Raw genomic sequence first — 20,809 nt, 5'->3', positions numbered from 1 at the left:
TTACCGAGCCGCCTCGGCCTTGCGTTGGGCCTCCTCCAGGGCCTGCCGCGCGGGAACGCCCCCCTTGAGGGCTTTTTCCAGGGCCTCTTCCAGGAAGTTGCGCCAAACCGCGAACTGGGGGGTTCTCGGTCGGGGCTGGGCTACCGCTACCTGCTCGAAGGCCACCTTGCGGTAGGGATTCTCCCGGTAAAAGGGCTCTAGCAGGGGGGTGGCGGACTTGCGCAAAGGCACGTAGTAGCTGGCCTCCACCCAGGCCTTGATGTTCTGGGGCTCCATCAGAAAGCGCCAGAACTCAAAAGCACCGCGCTGCTGTTCCGGGCTGGCTCCCCTCAACACCACGAGCTGGGCCCCCCCCAAGGGTACCTTGCCGCCTGGTTCTCGTGGGACAGGGGCCACGCCCAGCTTGAAAGCAAAGGAGGCGTTCTCGGCGGCGGGCCAGTTGGCGATGGAGGCCATAACCATCATCCCCTTGGTGCGGATGAAGTCGGCCTGCGCGAAAAAACTCTCCGAAAGGTTGCGCACGCTGATCACCCCTTCGCGCCCCAGGCGCTGGAGGAACTCCAGGGTTTCTACGGCCTCCCGGGAGGTGAAGTTGGGCCGTCCCTCCGCCGTGACCAGGTTGCCCCCACGGCTGGTGACCTGGGCTTCAAAGGTCCAGGACTCCGATAAGGCGATGAACCCCTTAGCGCTCCGGCTGGTCAGGGCACGGGCTACCTGCTCAAAATCCCGCCAATTGCCGGGCACCCTAAGTCCCTTGGCCCTCAGCTGGCTTTCGTTGAAGTAGAGCACTGGGGTAGAGGTGTTGAAGGGCAGTCCGTAGCGGCGGTTGTTGATGAGCCCGTACTCCCAGGCGGCCTCGAAGAGGTCGTCGGTAAAGGCCTTGGGTAGGCTGCTGGCCAGCTCGTCAAGGGGCAGCACCGCCCCTTCGGCCACCAGCCTTGGGAAGAGAAGGATCTCGGCCTGGAACAAAACCGGCGCTCCGCCAGTCCGCAGGGCGGCCAGGAGGCGGGTCTCCCCCTCCCGGTAGTCGCCGATAAGCCGCGGGGTAACCCGGTAGCTGCGTTGGGAGGCGTTGAAAGCGTTGGCGAACTGCTGGATGGCCCGCTCGGCGGGGCCGTCCATGCTGTGCCAGAAGGTGACCTCGGTCTGGGCCAGGGCGGTTCCGGTGAGCAGAAGCAGAAGGAAAAGACGCCTCACACATGCCTCCTTGCGGATAGCCTCCATTTTACAGAAAACCATCCGGCTGTCAGCAGCGGGTCAGGCGGGTGCTTCTCGGCTGCCTGCGGGCCTTCTGAAGGGAAAAGCCCCGGCTCGAGCCGGGGCCAACGGTCGGTTTGGTGCTAGCGCCGCTCTACCGCCAGGGCCCGGCGCTGGGCCTCCTCCAGGACCTGCCGGGCGTTGGCGTTGCCTTTGAGGGCCCGCTCGAGAGCGTCCTCCAGGTAGCTGTACCAGATCGTGAACTCAGGGTCTTGCAGCCAGATGTCGGCGTGTTCCACCTGGGCGAAGGCCACCCGGCGGCGCGGGTCTTCGCGGTAGAAGTCTTCAAGCTGGGCCTGCGCAGCCCTTCGCATGGGCATGTAGTAGGTGGCCCGAACCCAGCGGGCGATGTTGGCCGGCTCCATCAGGTAGCGCCAGAAGGCCACCGCACCGCGCACCTGGGGTTCGCTGGCCCCTCGCAGGACCACCAGGGTCCCTCCGGCCAGCGGCACCTTGCCCCCCTCCGCTCGGGGTACCGCCCCCACACCCAGCCGGAAGGGGATGGGAGCCCGGCTCTCAATCAGGGGCCACATGGTGATGGGGGCGACGCCCATGAAGGTTTTGGTCCGCAAGAAGTCGGCCACCGAGAACTGGGCCTCGGCGATGTTGCGACTCTGGGCGATGTTCCTGCGCACCATGTCCTGCAGGAACTCCAGGCTTTCCACCACCTTGGGGTTGGTGAAGTCTGGGCGACCCTGGGCATCCACAATGCGCCCGCCTCGGCTCATCACCAACACGTTGAAGCTGTAGATGTCGCTGGAGAGCGTGTATCCCTTAGCTGCCCGGGTGGTCAGCTGTTGGGCCGCCTGGGCCACCTCCTCCCAGGTGCGGGGTGGGTTCAGCCCGCGGGCGGCGAACTGGTCGGCGTTGTAAAAGAAGACCGGCACCGAGAGCCCGATGGGCAGGCCGTAGGTACGCCCGCGGAACCGACCCGCTTCCAGAAAGCCCGGGTAGAAATCGTTTGGTATGCCACCCAGGTACTCATCCAGGGGTAGTGCCACGTTGTCCTGGGCCATCCGTCCTAGGAAGGAAAGCTCGGCGTGAAAAAGCACCGGGGCTCCACCCGAACGCAGGGCTGCCAGGAGTTTCAGCCCTCCCTCCCGGTAGTCGCCCACAAAGCTGGGCACAATCCGGTATTCCCGTTGTCGGGCATTGAACTCCCGGATCATCTCCTCCAGCGGTTCCTGCCCTGGCGGTCCTGCGGTGTGCCAGAAGGGAATTTCCACTGGGCGTTGGGCTAGGGCCACTCCCAAAACCACCAAAAAGCCTATCCAAGCACGCATGCCTTCCTCCCGGCCCTCTTCAGGCCCCAGATAAGTTTGGCATAGGGCAGATGAGAAAGCTGTTTGTTTGGCTCGAGCCCCCCAGCTCAGCCCTTTAGCCCTTCCTCAAAGGTCTCTACAATGCGGCGCTCGTAGAGCAGGTAGACGATGACCAGGGGCAGGGTGGCGGCCAGGGCTGCAGCGGAAAGCGGGCCCCAGTCGGCGGGGTTTTGCCGCTGCAGGTCGGTAATCCAGGTCTGCACCGTCTTGAGCTCCTTGCTTCCGGCCACGATGCGAGGGTAGAGCACCAGATTCCAGTGGGCAGCAAAAGCCAGCACCCCCGCGGCGATAAGCTGGGGTCGCAGAAGGGGCAGCAGGATGCGGGTCAGGAGTACCCGGTGGCCCGCCCCATCGAGCCTGGCTGCCTCTAAAAGCTCCTCTGGCACGGTGCGCATCCCTTGGAAGAGCAGGTAGACGATGAAGGGGCTTGCCGCGAAGGGCAGAACCAGGGCCCACAGCGTGTCCAGCAGGCGAAGCCCGGCCAATAGACCATAGAGAGGCACCAGCAGGAGCTCCACCGGGATGGCCAGAAGGAGCAGGAAGAAGGGTAGCAAGGGGGCTCCCTCCTTTAGGGCATAGGCGGCCAGGAACCCGGTAAGGAGCTGGAGCAGGGTCACCCCTCCGGTGAGGAGGGCTGAGAAGAGGAGGCGCCCCCAAAATCCATCCCAAAACCCTTCCTGGCTCAGTACCCGGAAGTTTTCCAGGCTGAAGGCGAGCTGGCTGAAGATGTCGCCGGTAAAGATGAGTTGGGGTGGGATGAAGGCGGCGTAGGCCATCCAGATGAAGGGCAGGGCTACCAGGAAGACCACCACTCCCACAAAGGCATGGCCGGCCCAGCGCATCAGGCCCACCTCCTGTCCAGCAGCAAAGACCGCCCGCTCATTTCTCCTCCCGCAAGAGCCGTACCTGGGCCGCAGCGAAGAACAGGGTCAGCAGCAGGATGACCACCGTGAGCGCTGCGGCGTAGCCCAGCCGGCCCACCTCGAAACCGGTCTTGTACAGGTAGTAGCCGAGCACCTCGGTGCCTCCAAAAGGCCCCCCCCGGGTCAGCAGGAAGACCGCTGTGTAGGACTGGAGCGAGAGCACCGTGCCGATGACCAGCAGGTAAGTGATGGCCGGCCGCAGGAGGGGCAGGGTGATGAAGCGAAAGGTTTGTGCGGGAGAAGCCCCGTCCACTGCGGCGGCCTCGAGCAGCGTCTTGGGGATGGCCTTGAGCCTTGCCGAAACCACCAGCACCCCGTATCCGATGTGTCGCCAGATGGTGAAGAGGCTCACCAGTACCAGGGCCCAGAAGGGACTTTGGTCCCAGCGGGGTACCGGTACCAGCGAGGCCAGGGCCCCGTATTCGGGGCTGAATAGGGTGTACCAGGCCACCGTGGCCCCCCCCAGGGTGACCAGCCCAGGCAGGAAGAGCAGAGCCTTGACCGGGCGTTCGTAGGGCTGGCCGTCTAGGGCCAGTGCGAGCAGTATGGAAAGCAGGATGAAGGGGAGCAGGGTCATGGCCCCGAAGACCAGGGTGATGCGCAGGCTTTTGTAGAAATCGGGGTCTTGGAGGATGTCCCAATAGTTTTCAAGGCCGATGGGCCTGGGCTCGGAAAGTCCCGACCAGTCCCAGGTGGAGAAGCGCAGCACGTCCAAAAAGGGATAGAGCAGAAAGAGCCCCAGGAATCCCACCGCAGGAAGGGCGAACCAGTAGGCGGACCTCCGACCCATGCGCAACCTCGTCTGCCCAAAAGGGCAAACGCTCCCAGGTTACTATACCGGCGGCCTGCTCCGGGGTTTGCAGGGCCTGAACCAAGTTCAACCCGGGCTCACAGGGGCGGCTCGAAGCGTCCGTCTATCGCTGTCCAACCGCCATCTACAAAGAGCACGGTGCCGGTGATGTAGGAGGCGGCTGGGGAGGCCAAGAACACCACCGCAGCCGCCACCTCCTCCGGTCGGCCCCAACGCTTGAGGATGCTGCGCTCGGCGTAAGCTTTGTACCACTCAGGCCTTTCCTTTATGGGGGCGGTAAGAGGGGTATCGATCACCCCGGGGGCGATGGCGTTGGCCCGCACCCCCCGAGGTCCCAGTTCTGCGGCCAGGCCACGGATGAGCTGAACGGTACCGGCCTTGGTCATGGCGTAGACCGACTGCCCTGGCTCCACCACCAAGGAGCGGATAGAGGAAAAGGCAATAAGGACGCCTGAACCCTGTTCCGCCATGACCCGGCCAGCCTCGGTTAGGAGATGGAAGGTTCCCCTAAGGTTGACCCCCACCACCCGGTCAAACTCCTCGCTGCTGTAGCTCAGGGCAGGTTTGCGGATGTTGATGCTGGGGGTGGTCACGGCAATGTCCAGCCGGCCATACCTTTCCCAAAGGTCCTGGATGAGCCTTTGGACTTCGTGGGCGTTGGTGAGGTTGACCTCCTGGGCCTCTGCCTGTCCGCCCTGGGCTTGGATCTTGGCCGCAGTGTTGTTTGCAAGCTCGGCCTTTAGGTCGGCCACCACTACCGCGGCCCCTTGGGCAGCCAGAGCCTCGGCCGAGGCCTGCCCGATACCCGAACCACCCCCCACCACCAAGGCCACCTGCCCGTCTAGTCGGAACATCTCTGCATAGTTCATGCCCACCCCAGCATAGGGCCTATCGGCTCTGCCTTCTAGGGTCAAGGTAGTCCCGCAGGCCGTCGCCCAGCAGGTTGAAGCCCAAAACTGCAAGCCCAATGGCTAGACCCGGGAAGACGACCGGGTAGGGCGTGAGCTCCTGGTAGCTCTGGGCTTCCCGCAGCATCCGGCCCCAGCTCGGGTCGGGGGGCTGGGTGCCGAGGCCCAGGTACGAGAGCGCGGCCTCAGCCAGGATGGCCACGGCAAAAGCCAGGCTGGCCTGCACCACCAAGGGCCCTAGGATATTGGGCAGGATGTGCCTCAGCACGATGCGCCCGCTGCCCGCTCCTAAGGCCCGGGCCGCCTCAATGTAAGGGAGGTTTCTGACCGCCAGCACCCCGGCTCGAGCCACTCGAGCAAAGGCAGGCACTGCCGCCAGCCCAATGGCCACCATGGAGGTGGTCACCCCCGGGCTGAAGACCGCTGCCAGCAGGAGGGCCAGCAGCAGGGCGGGTAGGGCGTAAAGGGCTTCCAACAGCACGGAGAGGGCCTGGTCTAGCCAGCCCCCCACATACCCCGCCAGAACCCCCAGGGCCATTCCCAGCGAGAGCCCGATGCCCACCGCCACCAGGCCCACGTAGAGGGCGTTTTGGGCCCCAGCCAGCACCCTGGCTAGGGTGTCGCGGCCCAGGATATCGGTGCCCAAGGGGTGTCCTTGGGAAAAAACCGGGGCCAGGCGGTTCGGGGTGGTGGCGTTGGGGTCGGTGGGGTTGAGGCTGCTCGCCAGGGCCATCAGCAGGACCAGACCGATCAGGAAGGCCCCTAGCCTTAGGGAAAGGGGCAGTTGCCGCCATCTCTTCCTACCCATAGCTCACCCTTGGGTCCAGCAGACCGTAGAGCAAGTCCACCAGCAGGTTCATCAGCACAATGAAAGCTGCGATGACCAACACCAACCCCTGCACCAGTGGGTAGTCGCGGGCGCTGATCGCGGTGAGCGATAGGGAGCCTAGACCGGGAATGCCGAAGACGGTTTCCACCACCACCGTGGCGATGAGTAGGTTGGCGAACTCGAGCCCCAGCACCGTGACCACAGGCAAGGAGGCGTTCCGGAGGGCGTGCTTGTAGAGCACCACCCGTTCGGAGAGGCCCTTGGCCCGGGCGGTACGGATGTAGTCCTGCTGCAAGACCTCGAGCACGCTTCCCCGCACCAGCCGCACCAGGAACGAGGCGCTGGCCAGTCCTACCGTGAGCACCGGCAGCACCAGCGCGGCCAGGGCCCGCTCGGGGTTCCCCCAACCCTCAATGGGGAAACTGGTGGGCAGGGGTAGCTTGAGCCAGACGATGAAGATGTAGATGAACATCAGCCCTACCCAGAACGAGGGCAGCACGATGCCCAAAAGCGCCCCCAGCGAGACCGCAAGGTCCACCAGGCTTCCTGCCCGCCGGGCGGCCAGAATGCCCAGCGGAACAGCAATTAGGGTGGCCAAGAGCAAGGAGGCCGCCACGATGGGCAGGGTGATGCCCAGCCGGGCCGCAATCAGCGCCGAGATGGGCTGCTCGTAGCGGATGGACTGGCCCAGGTCGCCCCGCAGCACCCCTCCCAGCCAGCCCAGGTACCGCTCGAGGGGGGGGCGGTCTAGGCCCAGCCGGGCCTCCAAGGCCGCCACATCCTCAGGGGTGGCCTCGAGGCCGAGGATGGCCTGGGCTGGGTTGCCCGGGATTAGGAGCAGGGCCCCAAAGACCAGCAGGGTAGCCAGCCAGAGGGTGACCAGGGCGAGGGCCAGACGCCTGAGGGCGTAGGAAAGCATAAGGACAGCCGCAGCTTACAGCAGAAGACCGGTGGCCAAACCAGCCTGACCACCGGTTGTCTACCTCATTTGGCTACCGCACCCAGACCTCGGCCAGGCTGATGCCAGGGGAGAGGAAGCCCTCCGGCCAGTTCTGCACCCGAGCCCGATGGGCTCCCAGCGCAGGGAGGCTCATCACCCACACGCTGGCGGCGTCCTCGGCCAAAAGGCGCTGGGCTGCGGCCAGGGCCTCGCAGGCCCTGGTCTGGTTTGGTGCCCGCAGGTACTGGGTGAAAAGCTGCTGGAAGCGGGGGTTGTTGTAGCGCCAGTAGTAGCGGGGGTTGGCGTAGTTGCCGATGTCGTTGGCTTCCACGTGGCCGATGATGGTCATGGCGTAGTCGGCCTGGGTGAAGACTCGCTGAATCCAGGTGTTGAAGTCGGTCACTTGAATGGTTACCTGCAGGGGCCCCAGCCTGTTGAGCTGGGCCACCAAGGCCTCGCCAATGCGCCGCTCGTAGGGGAACTCGGCGGCCAGGTTGAAGGTGAAGCGCAGGGGGTTCTGGTTGGTGAAGCCGGCTTCGGCTAGGAGGCGGCGGGCCTCGTCGGGGTTATAGGCGTTGACGTTGGAGAGGTCAACGGAGCAGGCCTCGCCGGGCGAGCGCATGGAGCCGATCTTGGTACCGTAGCCCAGCATGGCCCCCTGGATGAGCTCATCCTTGTTGATGGCCAGGGTGATGCCCCGGCGCACCCGTACGTCGTTGAAGGGGGGGCGGCTGTTGTTGAAGCCAGCCACCGCCTCGGCGGTGGCCGAGCCGGAGAACACCCTGAAGTTGCTGTCCCGCGAGAGCACCACCGCGTTCTCGGGCAACAGGGCGTAGGCAATCACGTCCAGGTCGCCTGCCCGCAGACCCGCAAGCTGGGCATCCCCGTCCCCCAGGAAGCGGAAGTTGACCCGGTCCAGGTAGGGCAGGCCCGGCAGGTAGTAGTTGGGGTTGCGCTCGAGCCGCACCGCCACCCCCCGCTCCCAGGCGGCAAAGCGGAAGGGCCCGGTGCCAATGGGCTGCACCCGCTGTTCCGCAAGGGGCCGCTGGCGCGGGCCAATCAGCGACTCAGGGCGCGAGAGGATGAAAAGGAAGTCGTTGTTGGGCTGGCGCAGGCGGAAGACCACCGTGTTGGGGTTTGGGCTCGTGACCTCGGCGATGTCGCGGTAGAGGTCGGGGCGCAGATGGCCCGAGGCCCGGGTGTCGGGGTTTCTGGCCCGGTTGAACTTGGCCAGCACGTCCTGCGCGGTGAAGTCGGAGCCGTCGTGGAACTTCACCCCCTGGCGCAGGGTGAAGGTGTAGGTGAGCCCCGAGTCCGAGACCGTCCAGCGGGTGGCCAGCGAAGGCACGATCTCGCCCTTAGGGTTGCGCTTTACCAGTCCCTGGAGCACGTTGTCGTACACCACCCGGGAGATATCAGCCCCGGCCACCTGGGTGGGGTCCCAGGCCGCGGGCTCGGTCTGAAGGGCGATGGTGATGGAACCCCCCCGCTGCTGGGCCAGGCCCAGCCCAAAGAGAGCCAGCAAACCGACGAGCAACCAACGCTTCATCACGCTTCCTCCTTGTAGTGGGAAAAATCGCGATTTATGGTCGCGCCGCGCGGGTGGGCGAATGCCTCACCGGTGTGCTGGGTCGGGTTTTCTCCACCCTTCCCACTCCGAAAGAAGCCCAGCAGAGCCTCCTTCGGCCTCGCTCGTAATTGCAACCATAACACGGGGTGCCCCGCCTTGGAAAGCACCCTCGAGCCAAGGCTTTCTCCTAGCCAGACCTTCCCTCGAGGTCTACCCTATAGGCATGTCGGAGGCCCGGTCGGCCGCTGAGATCATCCAGAAAATTCTGGAGCAGAACCCCTTTCAGTCTGGCCTCCAGCGAGGCCGAGTGCTTTTGCTATGGCCTCGGGTGGTAGGGCCCATCCTAAGCGAGATGAGCCAGGCCGAGCGGTTGGAGGGTGGGGTGTTGTTTGTGCGGGTGCCGGACTCGGTGGTGGCCCATCAGCTTACCTACCTAAAGGAGGAGTTGGTCCGGCGCTACCAGGAAATGCTCCCCGGGGTAGTGCGGGAGGTGCGGTTTCAGGTGGGGGCCGTTTCCAAAGGGAAGACCAGGGCTGAAGACCCGCCCCTCCCGCCTATTGCCCCTGCTGAAGAGGCGGACCTGCAGGCGTTGGCGGAGAGGGTGCATCCGGCGCTTCGCCAGGCTGTCATGGGCGCGGGCAGGGCAGTGCTCCGAAAGCAGAAGGCCAGCCCCCACCCCCCGTGCCCGGTGTGCGGGGCCTCCAGTCCGAAGCGGCCCTGCGCTTCCTGCGGGCGCTTGCTGGCGCAGCCCTACGTGCAGCGGGAGGCTGCTCGGCTGGTTTGCTTTCCGCTCCGGCCCAGGCTCGAGGGAGAGCCGCTCGAGGCGGCACGGTACCTGGCTCAGCAAAGGCTTTGGGCCCAGCTCCAGGAACTCCTGCCTGAGGCGGTCCGAGACCCCGAGCTCATCGCCATACTGCGGGATACCGCACGCCGTTACCTCCAGCTTCGCACAGGGCAGCAGGAAGTTCGGTCCTACCGCCACTTGCTGCCTGAGGCGGTGCTCTCCTTGCTAAAGGAGATATGATGAGCCATACCGCCCTCGGCTTAGCCTGTTGGGCGCTTGTCTGGAGGAATTCATGTCCACCGAAACCCGACCCAAAATTGGCGGCGATAGCAGGATAAAGGCGGGGCTCATTTGGTTTAACGGGCGGCTGGTCCCTCAGGAGGAGGCTAAGGTCTCGGTGCTGACCCACGCGCTTCACTACGGCACCAGCATCTTTGAGGGGCTTAGGGCCTACGAAACCCCCAAGGGCCCGGCCGTTTTCCGCTTACGGGAGCACACTGAGCGCTTCTTTCACAGCGCCAGGGTGATGCGTTTTGAGATGCCCTTCGGTCCTGAGGCTATCAACCAGGCCATTTTGGAGGTGGTCCGGGCCAACGGCTACAGGAGCTGCTACATCCGTCCGCTGGCCTGGATGGGGGCCCATACCCTGGGGGTAAACCCGCTGCCCAACAACCCTGCCGAGGTGATGGTGGCGGCCTGGGAGTGGGGCACCTATCTGGGGGACGAGGCAGTGCGCAAGGGGGCCCGGCTGATCACGTCCTCTTGGGCCCGTTTTCCCGCCAACGTGATGCCCGGTAAGGCCAAGGTTGGGGGAAACTATGTCAACAGCGCTCTAGCTCGTATGGAGGCGCATCAGGCAGGGGCCGATGAGGCTTTGCTGCTGGACAAGGAGGGCTTTATCGCTGAGGGGTCGGGGGAGAACATCTTCTTCTTCCGTGGAGGGGTGCTCTATGCCATCGAGCACTCGGTTAACCTGATGGGCATCACCCGCGACACGGTGATAGTCCTGGCCCGCGATCTGGGCTACGAGGTTCGGGAGGTGCGGGCCACCCGCGACCAGCTCTACATGGCCGACGAGGCCTTCATGGTGGGCACCGCCGCTGAGGTCACCCCCATCTCCTACCTCGACCACCGCCCCATTGGAAACGGCGAAGCCGGCCCCCACACGCTCCGCCTTCGGGCCGCCTACATGGAGGTGGTTCAGGGCATGAACCCCCGCTACGAGGGCTGGCTGACCTACGTGTGAAAAGGCCCTGCAAGGCCGCAGGCGACACCGCCTCTGGCCTTGCGGCTACTCTAGGCCCGCAAGCTTGCGGTTCTTGGCGATGTAGTCGCGCCACTGCTCAGGGACGTCTTCCTCAGGGTAGATGGCGGACACCGGACAGGCGGGGACGCAGGCCCCGCAGTCAATGCACTCGTCGGGGTGGATGTAGAACTGGTCTCCACCGTCGTAGATGCACTCAACCGGGCAGACCTCTACGCAGGACTTGTCCTTGGTTCCGATGCAGGGTTCGGTGATCACGTGGGGCATGGCTTCCTCCTCTTTGGCAACGGGCCGCTTGGGGCGACCTTGGGCCTAGCTACCTATTCTAGGGGAATCTGCGAAAAGTCAAGGCGCCAATATACTGGATTCACGAAGCGCCCCTGGGCGCTCTTCGTGTGCGCGTATGGAAGCGGTGGAGTTTTTGCGGGGCGCTCTGGAGATTCCCTCGGTGTCGGGCCAGGAGCGCGCGGTGGCAGAGTACCTGGTTGAGGGTATGCGTCGGCTGGGCTATGCCAAAGCCTGGGTGGACGAGGCCGAAAATGCCCGAGGGCAGGTGGGAACCGGACCGTTGCAGGTGGTGCTGCTCGGGCATATCGACACGGTACCGGGGGAGGTGCCGGTGCGGTTGGTGGGCGACAAGCTCTTTGGGCGGGGGTCGGTGGACGCCAAGGGGCCTTTTGTGGCTTTTGTGATGGCCGCCTCGAGCCTACCGGCCTCGGCCCTGGAGCGGATGACCCTTCACGTGGTGGGGGCCACCGAGGAGGAGGTGCCCAGTTCTAAGGGGGCCCGCTACGTGGTGGACAAGCTTAGCCCAGACTTCGTGGTCATTGGGGAGCCCTCTGGCTGGCAGGGCATTACCCTGGGCTACAAAGGGCGCCTGCTGGTTCGGGTTCGCAGGGAAAAGGACAACTTCCACTCAGCTCACCACGAGCCCAACGCGGCCGAGGAACTGGTGAGTTACTTTGTGAGCATCAAGGCCTGGGCTGAGGCTATGAATGTAGGTCAGGGTCCCTTTCACCAGGTGCAGTACAGCCTGCGGGAGTTCCACATCGAGAACCCCGACAATCGCCAGCGCGCCGAGATGAGGTTTGACCTGCGCCTGCCGCCCAGGCTACCGGTGGAGGAGGCCATCCGCCACCTCACCGCCTATGCTCCCCCCACCCTTGACCTGGACTTCTCGGGGCGCGAGGTGCCCTACGTGGGCCCCAAGGACACCCCTCTGACCCGGGCCCTCCGTGCGGGTATCCGCGAGGTGGGGGGTGAGCCGGTGTTTAAGTACAAGACCGGAACCTCGGATATGAACGTGGTGGCCCCGCACTGGAGGGTACCGATGGTGGCCTATGGGCCTGGGGATTCCACCCTTGACCACACCCCCACGGAGCACCTGGAGATCCCCGAGTTTCTCAAGGCCATCGAGGTCCTGCGTCTGGCCTTGGTGCGTTTGGCGGAGCAGGCTGGAAAACCCTCGTCTTAGACTTGTGGGTTGTTGGGGGAGCGCTTAGGCTTTGGGTATGAAAATCCGCTTGCGGGAGAATGGGTCGCTGGTGTTGGACCTACCCGAGGGAAGCCGGTACCTGCTCAACGGGGAGGAGAGGCGATTGGAGAGGGCTAAGCTGGCCCTGTGCCGCTGCGGTTGGTCGGGTGCCAAACCCCTTTGCGACGGGAGCCACAAGCGGGTGGGCTTTCAAGCGCCGGCGGGGGAGATGGAGTTGGAGGCTGAGCTGTAGGCCATGGGCGTGGTGGTGGTAGGAAGCCTGAACATGGACTTGTTGGTGCGGGTCAGGCGGCACCCCCATCCTGGGGAGACCGTTTTGGGCTCGGACTATGAAACCCACTGCGGGGGCAAGGGGGCCAATCAGGCCGTGGCGGCTGCCCGGATGCTAGGGAAGACGGCCCCCGCCAAGGCCAGCGGGGCCCCTGCCCAGCCCCTTGTGCGCATGATCGGTCGGGTGGGGCAAGACGAATTTGGTCAGCGGCTCCGCAATGGCCTCAAGCGTGAGCAGATCAATGTCCACGCCGTCCTACCCATTCCCGCTCCAACCGGCGTGGCCTTTATCGCGGTGGACGAAGAGGGAGAGAACACCATCATCGTATCCCCCGGGGCCAACCATCGCCTTCGCCCAGAGCACCTGACCCCGGCGGAGTTTGAGGGCGCTAGAGTGGTGGTTTTGCAGCTCGAGATCCCCCTGGACACCGTGCGCCGGGCTGCGGAGCTGGGCCGCTCGGCTGGGGCCCGGGTGGTCTTGAACGCTGCCCCTGTCCAGAAGCTTCCCGAAAAGCTTTTGGACCAGGTGGACGTTCTGGTCATCAACGAAAGCGAGGCGCTGGGTCTGACCGGCGTGGCGCCGGCCTCACCCGAGGCGGCCCTCGAGCTGGCCCAGCAGTTGAGCCAGAAGGTGGCCAGCGTGGTGATTACCTTGGGCGAGCAGGGAGCGGTCTGGGCTGGGCCGGAAACTTCGGGCTACCGGCCTGCCCTCAGGGTGAAGAGCGTGGACAACACAGGGGCTGGCGATGCATTTGTGGGTGCCCTGGTAGCAGCCCTGTACGAGGGGCGCGATCTGGCCGAAGCAGTGCGCTGGGGAGTGGTGGCCGGTGCCCTGGCCACCACCCGGATGGGGGCCCAGTCAGCCCTGCCCTGCCGGGCCGAGGTGTTGGAAGGGGTGGCCCAGCTTTCCTAGAGGTGCTCCAAAGCCTCCACCTGGACCGAGACCCGAAGCTGCTCCAGACCCCCGCCCCGGCGCTGGCCCCGCAGGGGCGGGCAGTCGTCGTAGTCGCGCCCATGAGCTTTCTTCACGTAGGCCTCGCCGACCACGCTGTTGTTGGTGGGGTCGTAGCCGAGCCAGCCTGTCCCCGGCAGGAAGACCTCTACCCAGGCGTGGCTGCCCTCTGCACCAACCCCGCCGACCAGATAGCCCGAGACGTAGCGGGCTGGAATGCCCAGGCTGCGCAAGGCCGCCAGCATGGCTTGGGCGTAGTCTTGGCAGACCCCAGCCCGGCCCCGCACCACCTGGTGAAGCGGTGTGTCCAGCCGGGTGGCCTCGGGGTCGTAGGTGAAGACCTGATGGATGTGCTGGGTGACCTCGAGCAAGTAGGCGTGCAACCCTTCCTTTGGGTGGGGCTGGCGGAGGTCCAGGAGCTCGAGCCAGGGGTGGTGAAGCGGGATACGAGGGGTGGGGGTCAGGTAGTCAAAGAACCGCCCTTTCAGCGGGTGGAGGGCCTGAAGGGCTACCTCGTGGGGCTGGGGGGAAGGAAATGTGACCACCCGGGCCCGCGCCTCCACCCTTAGCTGCCGGTGGGGCTGGGGGATGTGGAACTGGTAGACTCGGTTTTGAAAGTAGTCCCGGCGGCTTTGGGTTCGGGCAGGGGGGGTGATGTTGAGGCAGAACTCGAGGAGCCCCTGCCGATGGTCGTCTGCTGGGCAGAGCCAAAGCTCGTTGTAGGAGTCCTTGGCTGCTTCGGGGTAGCTGTACTCGGTCAGATGGTAGACCGAAAGGAGCACAACCCCAAAGTAGCACAAGGAGCCCTCTAGGGGCTCCTTGGGGTGGGCTCAGCTCAGTTGAGGCCCTCGCCTACGGCCTCCTCAAACATCTTTCGGGCCTCCTCGGGGCTTATCTCCAACACCTGGGAGATTTCCTCGGCCAGCAAGTGCAGGGCCCTTCGCAGGGCCTGACGGTCTAGGTCGGGTAGGCCCTTTTCCAGCTCCCAAGCCCGGAGCTGGCCCGCCAGGGTGGCGATGCGGAAGGGGTCGCCTTCAGCCAGAATCTCGGTGGTTTTGCGATGCCGAGCGGCCCACTGCCGGGGTAAGGGCAGGCGGCCATCGCGCAGCAGGGCTAGGATCTCGCTTACCTGGTCCGGCGACAAGGCCCGGCGCAGGCGGGTGCTTTGGGGGGACTCTACCGGCACATAAGCCTTAGAACGGGTTCCGGGAAAGTCAACTTGATAGTAGGACTTGTCCGCGCCGGCCACCGAACGTTGGGCTATCCCCGCCACCACGCCTACGCCATACGGCGGCAGAACAACCTTATCTCCTGGACGGTACTCGCTCACAACGCCACTCCTTTCAAAAGGACCTCGAGCAGGTGCTCGAGGTAGGTTTCCCGCGGAAACTCGAGCTGCGGGCTGCAGGCCAGGGCGGCGATGCTGGCAGCGGTGAGGCTCACGTCGAGGTCAGGCCGCACCTCGCCCCGGGCCTGGCCGTCCCGCACCAGCCTCTCCAGCAGGTGCTGGTAGTGTTCGTGCATACCCCGGAGCCATCCGCTGGTGTCGGTTGGATGGGCCTCCCGCGCCACCGCTGCCCAAAGCCCACGCCATTCCTCCACCCAAGCGATGCGAAGCCGCACCACCTCGGCCAGCCGCTGGCGGAAGGAGGCCTCCTGGCGCACCACGCCTTCCACCTTGCGGTAGTAGGAAAAGGTGTGGTGCTCCACCAGCGCTTTGAGCAGGTCCTGTTTGTCTCGGAAGTAGAGGTAAACCGTGCCCTTTCCGACCTCGGCCTCCCTAGCCACCTCCTCGATTTTTAGGCCCGACAACCCTCGGTCCCTTAGGACTCGGATGGTCGCCTCGAGGATTGCCTCGCGCTTGGGGGCACTCCGAGCCTCCACGGTCACGAATATATAGTCTAACAGAGGGCCGGGTGGTGTGGATGAGATGGGGCCTTCCATCTGCCAAGTACGCGGTTTTTTGCAGGTTTCCTGCGCTTAGTTTTCCCCGATTTTTATGCAACCGGTGGCCGCTTTGTCTTCTGGAGGCTAGACTAGCCCTGTGCCATCGGGACGGGTACACGAGGCCATCAACCTAAGCGTGCTGGGCTTGGCCGCCGCCGCTTACTGGGCCTATCGGGAGCAGCTTGCCCTGCCGGAGCCGGTGGCGGTGGCCTTCGTGGGGAGCTACCTGGCGGGCACCTTCCTTATCACCCCCGACCTGGACCTAGCCGAACGGAGGGTGCGCTCCAAGAGCCGGTGGGGCTGGCTGGGCTGGCTTTGGGTGCCGTATGGGTGGATGTTTCCCCACCGCGGTCTTTCCCACACCTGGGTTGTGGGACCGCTCACCCGGCTGCTCTACCTGGGAGGGGTAGGGCTGGTCCTGGGCTGGGCTGTTCAGGCCTTGTTCGGCTACCTGGGGCTGGGCCTGGACCTGAGGGCGAGCGTCCAGGCCCCCCCGCAGGAGGTCGTCTGGGCTTTGGTAATGGGGTATTATGCCTCCCAGTGGCTGCACCTGCTGGCCGATGGGATCTGGCCTGATCCCAGCCCGCTGTGGCGGGCCAAGCGCCGCCGTTGAACTATGCGAAGTGCGTCGTTTTGGATAGAGAGGCTCGAGCTGATCCGCCACCCCGAAGGAGGGTACTACCGCCAGACCTACCGGGCCGCTGAGGAGCTGGACGGCACGGCCTTGCCTGCCCGTTACGGAGGGAGCCGGCCCTTTTCCACGGCGATTTACTACCTACTGGAGCACCCCGATTTTTCGGCCTTTCACCGCCTGCAAAGCGACGAGGTATGGCATTTCTACCTGGGGGCTCCCCTTACCCTCTGGCTCATCTCCCCTTCGGGGGAGCTGAAGGTTTTTTCTTTGGGGCCCGACCCCACGCGCGGCCAGCAGTTTCAGGCCGTGGTTCCCGCGGGCCACTGGTTTGCGGCGAGCCTCGAGGAGCCCCGTAGCTTTGCCTTGGTGGGCTGCACCGTGGCCCCTGGCTTTGACTTTGCCGACCTCGAGCTGGCCGAACGGCATGCCCTTATTGGCCGCTTTCCCCAGCACCGCGCGCTTATAGAAAGGCTCACCCGATGAACAGGGAGCACCTTTTGCAGGCCCGCTTGGCCATCTACCTGGTCTTTTTTGTCTGTGGGTTGCTTGTCGCTGCCTGGGTCTCCCGCATCCCGGCCATCAAGCAGAACCTGGGCCTCAGCACTGGAGAGCTGGGCCTAATCTTGCTCAGCGCCCCCTTGGGCCTGGTGCTAGCCATGCCCCTTACCGGAGGGCTCATCGTCCACCTGGGAAGCCGGCCTGTGCTCATTGGCTCGGCCCTGGCTAACTGCCTGGCCTTGCCCCTGCTGGCCCTGTCGGGCAGCGGGGGAGTGCTGGCTCTGGCCCTTTTCTTCTTTGGCTTCGCCAATGCAGCCATGGACGTTTCCATGAACGCCCAGGCTGTGGAGGCGGAACGGCGGCTGGCCCGGCCCGTTATGTCCGGCTTCCACGCCTTTTTCAGCTTGGGAGGCTTGGTGGGGGCAGCCTTGGGTGGGGCTGCTGCAGGGGTAGGGATGGGGCCCCTGGCCTTTTTTGGCTGGACTGCGGTGGGGTCGGCGGTCCTCCTGTTCTGGGCCAGCCGTCACCTGCTGGAGGCCCGGCCTACTACAGGGGGGCCGCGGTTTGTCTGGCCCCGGGGTGTACTTCTGGGCCTTGGCCTGATCGTGTTTTGCACGGGCTTGGGCGAAGGGGCGGTGGGCGACTGGAGCGCGGTTTTCATGAGGCAGGTGCTGGGCAGCAGCGAGGCCGTGGCTGCCCTGGCCTACTCGGCCTTTTCTCTGGCCATGGTGGTGGGGCGCCTGAGTGGGGACGCCCTCACCCACCGCTTCGGCCCGGTGGCCCTGGCTCGAGCCGGCGGCCTGCTGGCGGCCTCGGGATTTGGGCTGGTCCTGCTGACCGAGTATGCGGGGGTGGCCCTCTTGGGTTTTGCGGTGGTGGGGCTAGGGTATTGTACGCTTTTCCCTCTAACCTTCAGCGCAGCCGGGCGGGTGCCAGGGGTACCGGCCGGGGTGGCCCTGGCCTCGGTGGCTACCATGGGCTATCTAGGCTTTCTGGCCGGGCCACCCGTAATAGGGCTTATCGCTGAGGCCACTTCTTTGCGGGTTTCACTGGCTTTGGTGGCGGGGCTGTCCTTGTTGATTGCCGCAATGGCGGGACTGCTGCACCCCCGCAGGGCCGGTTAGAGGGCCAACACCTTGGCTAGCTCGAACTTTTCATGGCGGATTTCTTTGCGCCGCTCAATGGCTTCCCTAAAGGGGGTGAGGCGAATTTCATCGTTTACCTCGCCCACCGCCACCCCGCTGGCCCCGCGGAGCAGGGCCTCCACCGCTGCTGCGCCCAGCCGGCTGGCCAGCACCCGGTCCTTGGCAGTGGGGCTGCCGCCCCGCTGGATGTGCCCCAGGACCGAGACCCGACCCTCAAAGCCGGAGTACTGGCGCACGTCCTTCTCCAGTTGCTCGGCCCCTCCCTCATAGCCTCCCTCGGCCACCACCACAATAGAGGAGCGCTTGCCCCTTTCGGCCGATTTGTTGATGACCTCAGCGCAGGTTTTGGCGTCGGTGGGAATCTCGGGAATCACGATGACCTCAGCTCCGCCGGCGATGCCCACCTCGAGCGCGATGAAACCCGCATGGCGGCCCATTACCTCGATGAAGAAAACCCTGGAATGGCTGGCGGCGGTGTCGCGGATACGGTCGATGGCCTCCAGGGCGGTGTTTACGGCTGTATCAAAGCCAATGGTGTAGTCGGTGCCGTACAGGTCGTTGTCAATGGTGCCGGGGGCGCCCACCACTGGGATGTGGTGCTCCTCAATCAGCTTGGCCGCTCCGGTGTAGGTGCCGTTTCCGCCGATGGCGATCACCCCGTCTATCCGGGCTTTTTTTAGGTTCTCCGCGGCTCTGGCCCGGCCTTCGGGGCTCATAAACTCCTTGCTGCGGGCAGTGAGCAGGATGGTGCCCCCCCGCTGAAGGATGTTGGCCACGTCCCGCGGCCCCAGGGGCACAAAATCGCCCTCTATCATGCCTCGGTAGCCGTTGCGTATGCCGATGACCTCCAGGCCGTGGGCAACCCCGCTGCGCACCACCGCCCGGATGGCCGCGTTCATTCCCGGGGCGTCCCCTCCACTGGTAAACACTGCGATTCGCTTCATGCAGGCTCCGCAAAAGGACTCAGGAACGACAGGCCAAAAGCCGCCAGTTAGTTTACCGGGAAACCGCGCGCTTATGTCAGGTGAGCCAGGGCGTAGGCCTGGTTGCGGGGTACACCGGCTTCCACCAGGGCCTTGACCAGCGCTCTGCCCTTTAGGCCTTGGGCCCGGAGCTGGGCGGCGAGCTCCGTGGCCTCGGGTTGTTCTGGGGTGGGCTTAGACCCTTTGGGCCCCACCACCAGGACGAACTCGCCTCGAGGTTCTCTGAAGCGCTCCAGCGCCGCCTGCAGGGTGCCCCTCCAGAGCTCCTCGTGCTTTTTGGAGAGTTCTCGGGCAACGGCAATGGGGTGTTCGGGGCCGTAGAATTCAGCCAGGGCTTGCAGGGTGCTCCGCAGGCGGTGGGGGGCCTCATAGAGCACCAGCGTGTGGTCGGGGGCAAGCCGTGAAAGCCGCTCCCTCTGCTCCGAGCGCCTTTGGGGCAGAAAGCCCTCAAAGGTGAAGCGAGCGGTGGGCAGACCCGAGGCCACCAAGGCGGGAACGAAAGCGGTGGGTCCGGGCAGCACTTCCACCTCCCAACCCTCCCGCAGGGCCAAGGAGACCAGCTCAGCCCCAGGGTCGGAAATGCCCGGGGTGCCGGCGTCGGTGGTGTAGGCCACCTGCCCGTAACGCTCCAAGAGGCGTTTGGCCTGGCCCATGGTGTGCTGGTCAAGCCTTATGGTGGGCTTGGCAATGCCGAAGTGCTTGAGCAGTATTCCGGTGCGCCGGGTGTCCTCGCAGGCCACCACATCTGCTTCCCTGAGCACCCGTAGTGCCCGTAGGGTGATGTCCTCGAGGTTGCCTATGGGGGTCGGCACGAGCACCAAGCGCACACCACCAGTCTAGTGCTTCTAGGGGGTCGGCCGTTGGGGTTTGCCTCTGAGGCTCCCATGCCCTGATGTAACATAGGCTGGATGTTCTCCCGGACCCTCAAACTCCCCTTTCGTCCACTGGGTATACCCCTATCGCTTGATCTGAGCTTCCTGGTGGTGCTGCCGCTTTTGGCCTTTCTGATAGGCAGCCAGCTCCCTTTGTACCTTCGCCTCCTGCGAATAGAGCCTTCCCCATGGCTTCTTGAGGGGGCCACGCCCTACCTGCTGGGGTTGATGGCAGCTCTAGGGCTTTTCCTGAGCGTGCTTTTGCACGAGCTGGGCCACGCCGTGGCGGCGCGGGCCTATGGGGTGAGGACCCGCGAGATAACCCTCTGGCTCCTGGGGGGGGTGGCCCAGCTCGAGGCCATACCCCGGACCCGGGGGGCTGAGGCGGTCATTGCCATCGCTGGCCCCATCGTGAGCTTTCTCCTTTCAGGGGTGAGCGCCTGGTTGCGGGGTTTGGTTGAGGGGACGATAGGGCAGTTTTTGCTGGGATACCTAGCCTTCATCAACTTGAGCCTGGCCCTTTTCAACCTGTTGCCCGCTTTGCCGCTGGACGGCGGGCGTATTCTGCGGAGCCTGTTGGCCTTGTACCGCCCCTACCTCGAGGCTACCCAGACGGCTGTTGCGGTGAGCAAGGTGCTGGCTTTTGCCCTGGGCTTGTTGGGGCTTTTGATTGGTAACCTCTTCATGCTTCTGGTGGCGTTTTTTGTCTACATGGCGGCCAGCGCTGAGGCGGAGCAGTCCATCCTGAACCGCACCTTGGAAGGTCTTAGGGTGGGCGATTTGATGACCCGCCAGGTGAGCACGGTCCCTCCGAGCCTGAGTGTGGCTGAGCTTTTGGACAAGATGATGCAGGAGCGGCATGTGGGCTACCCCGTGGTGGAGGAAGGGAGGCTCTTGGGCCTTATCAGCCTGGAGGACCTACGCGGGGCTACCCCACAGACCCAGGTGCTGGAGCGCATGCGCCCACCAGCACAAATAGGCCCAGAGGCGGAGGCCCTCGTTGCCCTACAGCGCATGGCCCAGGAGGGCTTTTCTAGGTTGGTGGTGGTGGACGAGGCGGGCAACCTGGTCGGCATCCTGAGCAAAACCGACCTTCTGAGGGCTCTGCAGCTTCGCTCAGCGCAGATGAGCCTAGTGGGGGGGCTTGACAGGCCACTGGGGGGCCGCTAAACTTCTCGTTGCGCTGCCGGAAGGCGGCGGGGAACCTTGACAAGGGAAGGCCAGTGAAACCGATCCTCACGTGGTCTAAGCCACGTTGATTTTTTTGGAGAGTTTGATCCTGGCTCAGGGTGAACGCTGGCGGTATGCCTAAGACATGCAAGTCGAACGGGCTGTTTTTGCAGCCAGTGGCGGACGGGTGAGTAACACGTAGGTGACCTACCCCAAAGACTGGGACAACCAGGAG

23 protein-coding genes and 1 rRNA gene are annotated in these 20,809 nt (G+C 64.7%); 10 read left to right on the top strand and 14 right to left on the bottom strand.

Annotated features, from left to right (window positions below):
- The 8 genes from NZ849_RS00820 to NZ849_RS00785 form a co-directional block, all read right to left on the bottom strand.
- Entirely contained in the window at nt 1-1,197 is a 1,197-nt protein-coding gene (locus NZ849_RS00820) for an ABC transporter substrate-binding protein (protein ID WP_295387378.1), read from the bottom strand.
- Nucleotides 1,198-1,340: 143 nt separating this feature from the next.
- Complete coding sequence (locus tag NZ849_RS00815) at nt 1,341-2,540, bottom strand: ABC transporter substrate-binding protein (RefSeq protein ID WP_295387381.1); 1,200 nt, start codon at nt 2,538-2,540, stop codon at nt 1,341-1,343.
- A gap of 86 nt (nt 2,541-2,626) precedes the next feature.
- Entirely contained in the window at nt 2,627-3,421 is a 795-nt protein-coding gene (locus tag NZ849_RS00810; RefSeq protein WP_295387384.1) for a carbohydrate ABC transporter permease, read from the bottom strand.
- A 37-nt stretch (nt 3,422-3,458) separates the two neighbouring features.
- Complete coding sequence (locus tag NZ849_RS00805; RefSeq protein WP_295387387.1) at nt 3,459-4,292, bottom strand: carbohydrate ABC transporter permease; 834 nt, start codon at nt 4,290-4,292, stop codon at nt 3,459-3,461.
- Between the two features lie 98 nt (nt 4,293-4,390).
- Entirely contained in the window at nt 4,391-5,182 is a 792-nt protein-coding gene (locus NZ849_RS00800) for an SDR family NAD(P)-dependent oxidoreductase (RefSeq protein ID WP_295387389.1), read from the bottom strand.
- A 19-nt stretch (nt 5,183-5,201) separates the two neighbouring features.
- Complete coding sequence (locus NZ849_RS00795; RefSeq protein ID WP_295387391.1) at nt 5,202-6,029, bottom strand: ABC transporter permease; 828 nt, start codon at nt 6,027-6,029, stop codon at nt 5,202-5,204.
- Complete coding sequence (locus NZ849_RS00790) at nt 6,022-6,969, bottom strand: ABC transporter permease (RefSeq protein ID WP_295387393.1); 948 nt, start codon at nt 6,967-6,969, stop codon at nt 6,022-6,024. The genes NZ849_RS00795 and NZ849_RS00790 overlap by 8 nt, the downstream gene beginning before the upstream one ends.
- Before the next feature lie 73 nt (nt 6,970-7,042).
- Entirely contained in the window at nt 7,043-8,539 is a 1,497-nt protein-coding gene (locus NZ849_RS00785) for an ABC transporter substrate-binding protein (protein WP_295403070.1), read from the bottom strand.
- 244 nt (nt 8,540-8,783) lie between these two features.
- Between NZ849_RS00785 and NZ849_RS00780 the strand changes: the two genes are divergently transcribed.
- Both NZ849_RS00780 and NZ849_RS00775 read left to right on the top strand, forming a co-directional pair.
- Nucleotides 8,784-9,584 carry a DUF721 domain-containing protein gene (locus NZ849_RS00780; protein ID WP_295387397.1) on the top strand — a complete coding sequence of 267 codons (801 nt, stop codon included), beginning with the start codon at nt 8,784-8,786 and terminating at the stop codon, nt 9,582-9,584.
- A gap of 52 nt (nt 9,585-9,636) precedes the next feature.
- Nucleotides 9,637-10,590 carry a branched-chain amino acid transaminase gene (locus tag NZ849_RS00775; RefSeq protein WP_295387399.1) on the top strand — a complete coding sequence of 318 codons (954 nt, stop codon included), beginning with the start codon at nt 9,637-9,639 and terminating at the stop codon, nt 10,588-10,590.
- Between the two features lie 45 nt (nt 10,591-10,635).
- Here NZ849_RS00775 and NZ849_RS00770 read toward each other — a convergent pair whose 3' ends face one another.
- Nucleotides 10,636-10,875 (bottom strand): ferredoxin, encoded by a 240-nt coding sequence (locus NZ849_RS00770; protein WP_295387401.1) that lies wholly within the window; start codon nt 10,873-10,875, stop codon nt 10,636-10,638.
- 136 nt (nt 10,876-11,011) lie between these two features.
- On the opposite strand from NZ849_RS00770, the gene NZ849_RS00765 reads away from it, so the two are divergent.
- Genes NZ849_RS00765 through rbsK form a run of 3 tightly spaced genes read left to right on the top strand, consistent with a single transcriptional unit; the run spans nt 11,012 to nt 13,286 of the window.
- Nucleotides 11,012-12,082 (top strand): [LysW]-lysine hydrolase, encoded by a 1,071-nt coding sequence (locus tag NZ849_RS00765; protein ID WP_295387404.1) that lies wholly within the window; start codon nt 11,012-11,014, stop codon nt 12,080-12,082.
- Between the two features lie 37 nt (nt 12,083-12,119).
- Nucleotides 12,120-12,335 (top strand): CDGSH iron-sulfur domain-containing protein, encoded by a 216-nt coding sequence (locus tag NZ849_RS00760; protein WP_295403066.1) that lies wholly within the window; start codon nt 12,120-12,122, stop codon nt 12,333-12,335.
- Nucleotides 12,336-12,338: 3 nt separating this feature from the next.
- On the top strand, nt 12,339-13,286 hold the full coding sequence (rbsK, locus tag NZ849_RS00755; RefSeq protein ID WP_295387408.1) for a ribokinase: 948 nt from the start codon (nt 12,339-12,341) through the stop codon (nt 13,284-13,286).
- Here the strand turns inward: rbsK and NZ849_RS00750 are convergent.
- The 3 genes from NZ849_RS00750 to NZ849_RS00740 are packed head-to-tail and all read right to left on the bottom strand — an operon-like array spanning nt 13,283 to nt 15,215.
- Nucleotides 13,283-14,125, bottom strand: coding sequence for a transglutaminase family protein (locus NZ849_RS00750; RefSeq protein ID WP_295403063.1), 843 nt, complete (start codon nt 14,123-14,125; stop codon nt 13,283-13,285). The genes rbsK and NZ849_RS00750 overlap by 4 nt on opposite strands.
- Nucleotides 14,126-14,160: 35 nt before the next feature.
- Nucleotides 14,161-14,655, bottom strand: a complete 495-nt coding sequence (locus NZ849_RS00745; protein ID WP_295387414.1) for a CarD family transcriptional regulator — start codon at nt 14,653-14,655, stop codon at nt 14,161-14,163.
- Nucleotides 14,652-15,215 (bottom strand): TetR/AcrR family transcriptional regulator, encoded by a 564-nt coding sequence (locus tag NZ849_RS00740; RefSeq protein WP_295387417.1) that lies wholly within the window; start codon nt 15,213-15,215, stop codon nt 14,652-14,654. The genes NZ849_RS00745 and NZ849_RS00740 overlap by 4 nt, the downstream gene beginning before the upstream one ends.
- Nucleotides 15,216-15,369: 154 nt before the next feature.
- Here NZ849_RS00740 and NZ849_RS00735 point away from each other — a divergent pair, with 154 nt between their 5' ends.
- Genes NZ849_RS00735 through NZ849_RS00725 form a run of 3 tightly spaced genes read left to right on the top strand, consistent with a single transcriptional unit; the run spans nt 15,370 to nt 17,528 of the window.
- On the top strand, nt 15,370-15,885 hold the full coding sequence (locus tag NZ849_RS00735) for a metal-binding protein (protein WP_295387420.1): 516 nt from the start codon (nt 15,370-15,372) through the stop codon (nt 15,883-15,885).
- Nucleotides 15,886-15,888: 3 nt separating this feature from the next.
- A complete protein-coding gene (locus NZ849_RS00730; protein ID WP_295387422.1) occupies nt 15,889-16,389 on the top strand; it encodes a cupin domain-containing protein in 501 nt (166 codons plus the stop codon).
- Nucleotides 16,386-17,528: an MFS transporter gene (locus tag NZ849_RS00725; protein ID WP_295387425.1), complete on the top strand. Its 1,143-nt coding sequence runs from the start codon at nt 16,386-16,388 to the stop codon at nt 17,526-17,528. The genes NZ849_RS00730 and NZ849_RS00725 overlap by 4 nt, the downstream gene beginning before the upstream one ends.
- Here the strand turns inward: NZ849_RS00725 and pfkA are convergent.
- The gene (gene pfkA / locus NZ849_RS00720) at nt 17,525-18,493 is read right to left on the bottom strand and encodes a 6-phosphofructokinase (RefSeq protein ID WP_295387429.1); all 969 of its coding nucleotides are present in this window, start codon (nt 18,491-18,493) and stop codon (nt 17,525-17,527) included. The two genes, NZ849_RS00725 and pfkA, sit on opposite strands and share 4 nt — an antisense overlap.
- Nucleotides 18,494-18,564: 71 nt before the next feature.
- Entirely contained in the window at nt 18,565-19,359 is a 795-nt protein-coding gene (gene rsmI, locus NZ849_RS00715) for a 16S rRNA (cytidine(1402)-2'-O)-methyltransferase (RefSeq protein ID WP_295387432.1), read from the bottom strand.
- 81 nt (nt 19,360-19,440) lie between these two features.
- Here rsmI and NZ849_RS00710 point away from each other — a divergent pair, with 81 nt between their 5' ends.
- Complete coding sequence (locus NZ849_RS00710) at nt 19,441-20,574, top strand: site-2 protease family protein (protein ID WP_295403060.1); 1,134 nt, start codon at nt 19,441-19,443, stop codon at nt 20,572-20,574.
- 91 nt (nt 20,575-20,665) lie between these two features.
- Nucleotides 20,666-20,809: ribosomal RNA gene (locus NZ849_RS00705) — 16S ribosomal RNA — on the top strand; the annotation flags it as partial.

This window comes from Meiothermus sp. (assembly GCF_025060375.1).
GTDB lineage: Bacteria > Deinococcota > Deinococci > Deinococcales > Thermaceae > Meiothermus.
Note: the sequence above shows the minus strand (reverse complement) of the source record. Positions and strands in the feature narration are given on the sequence as shown.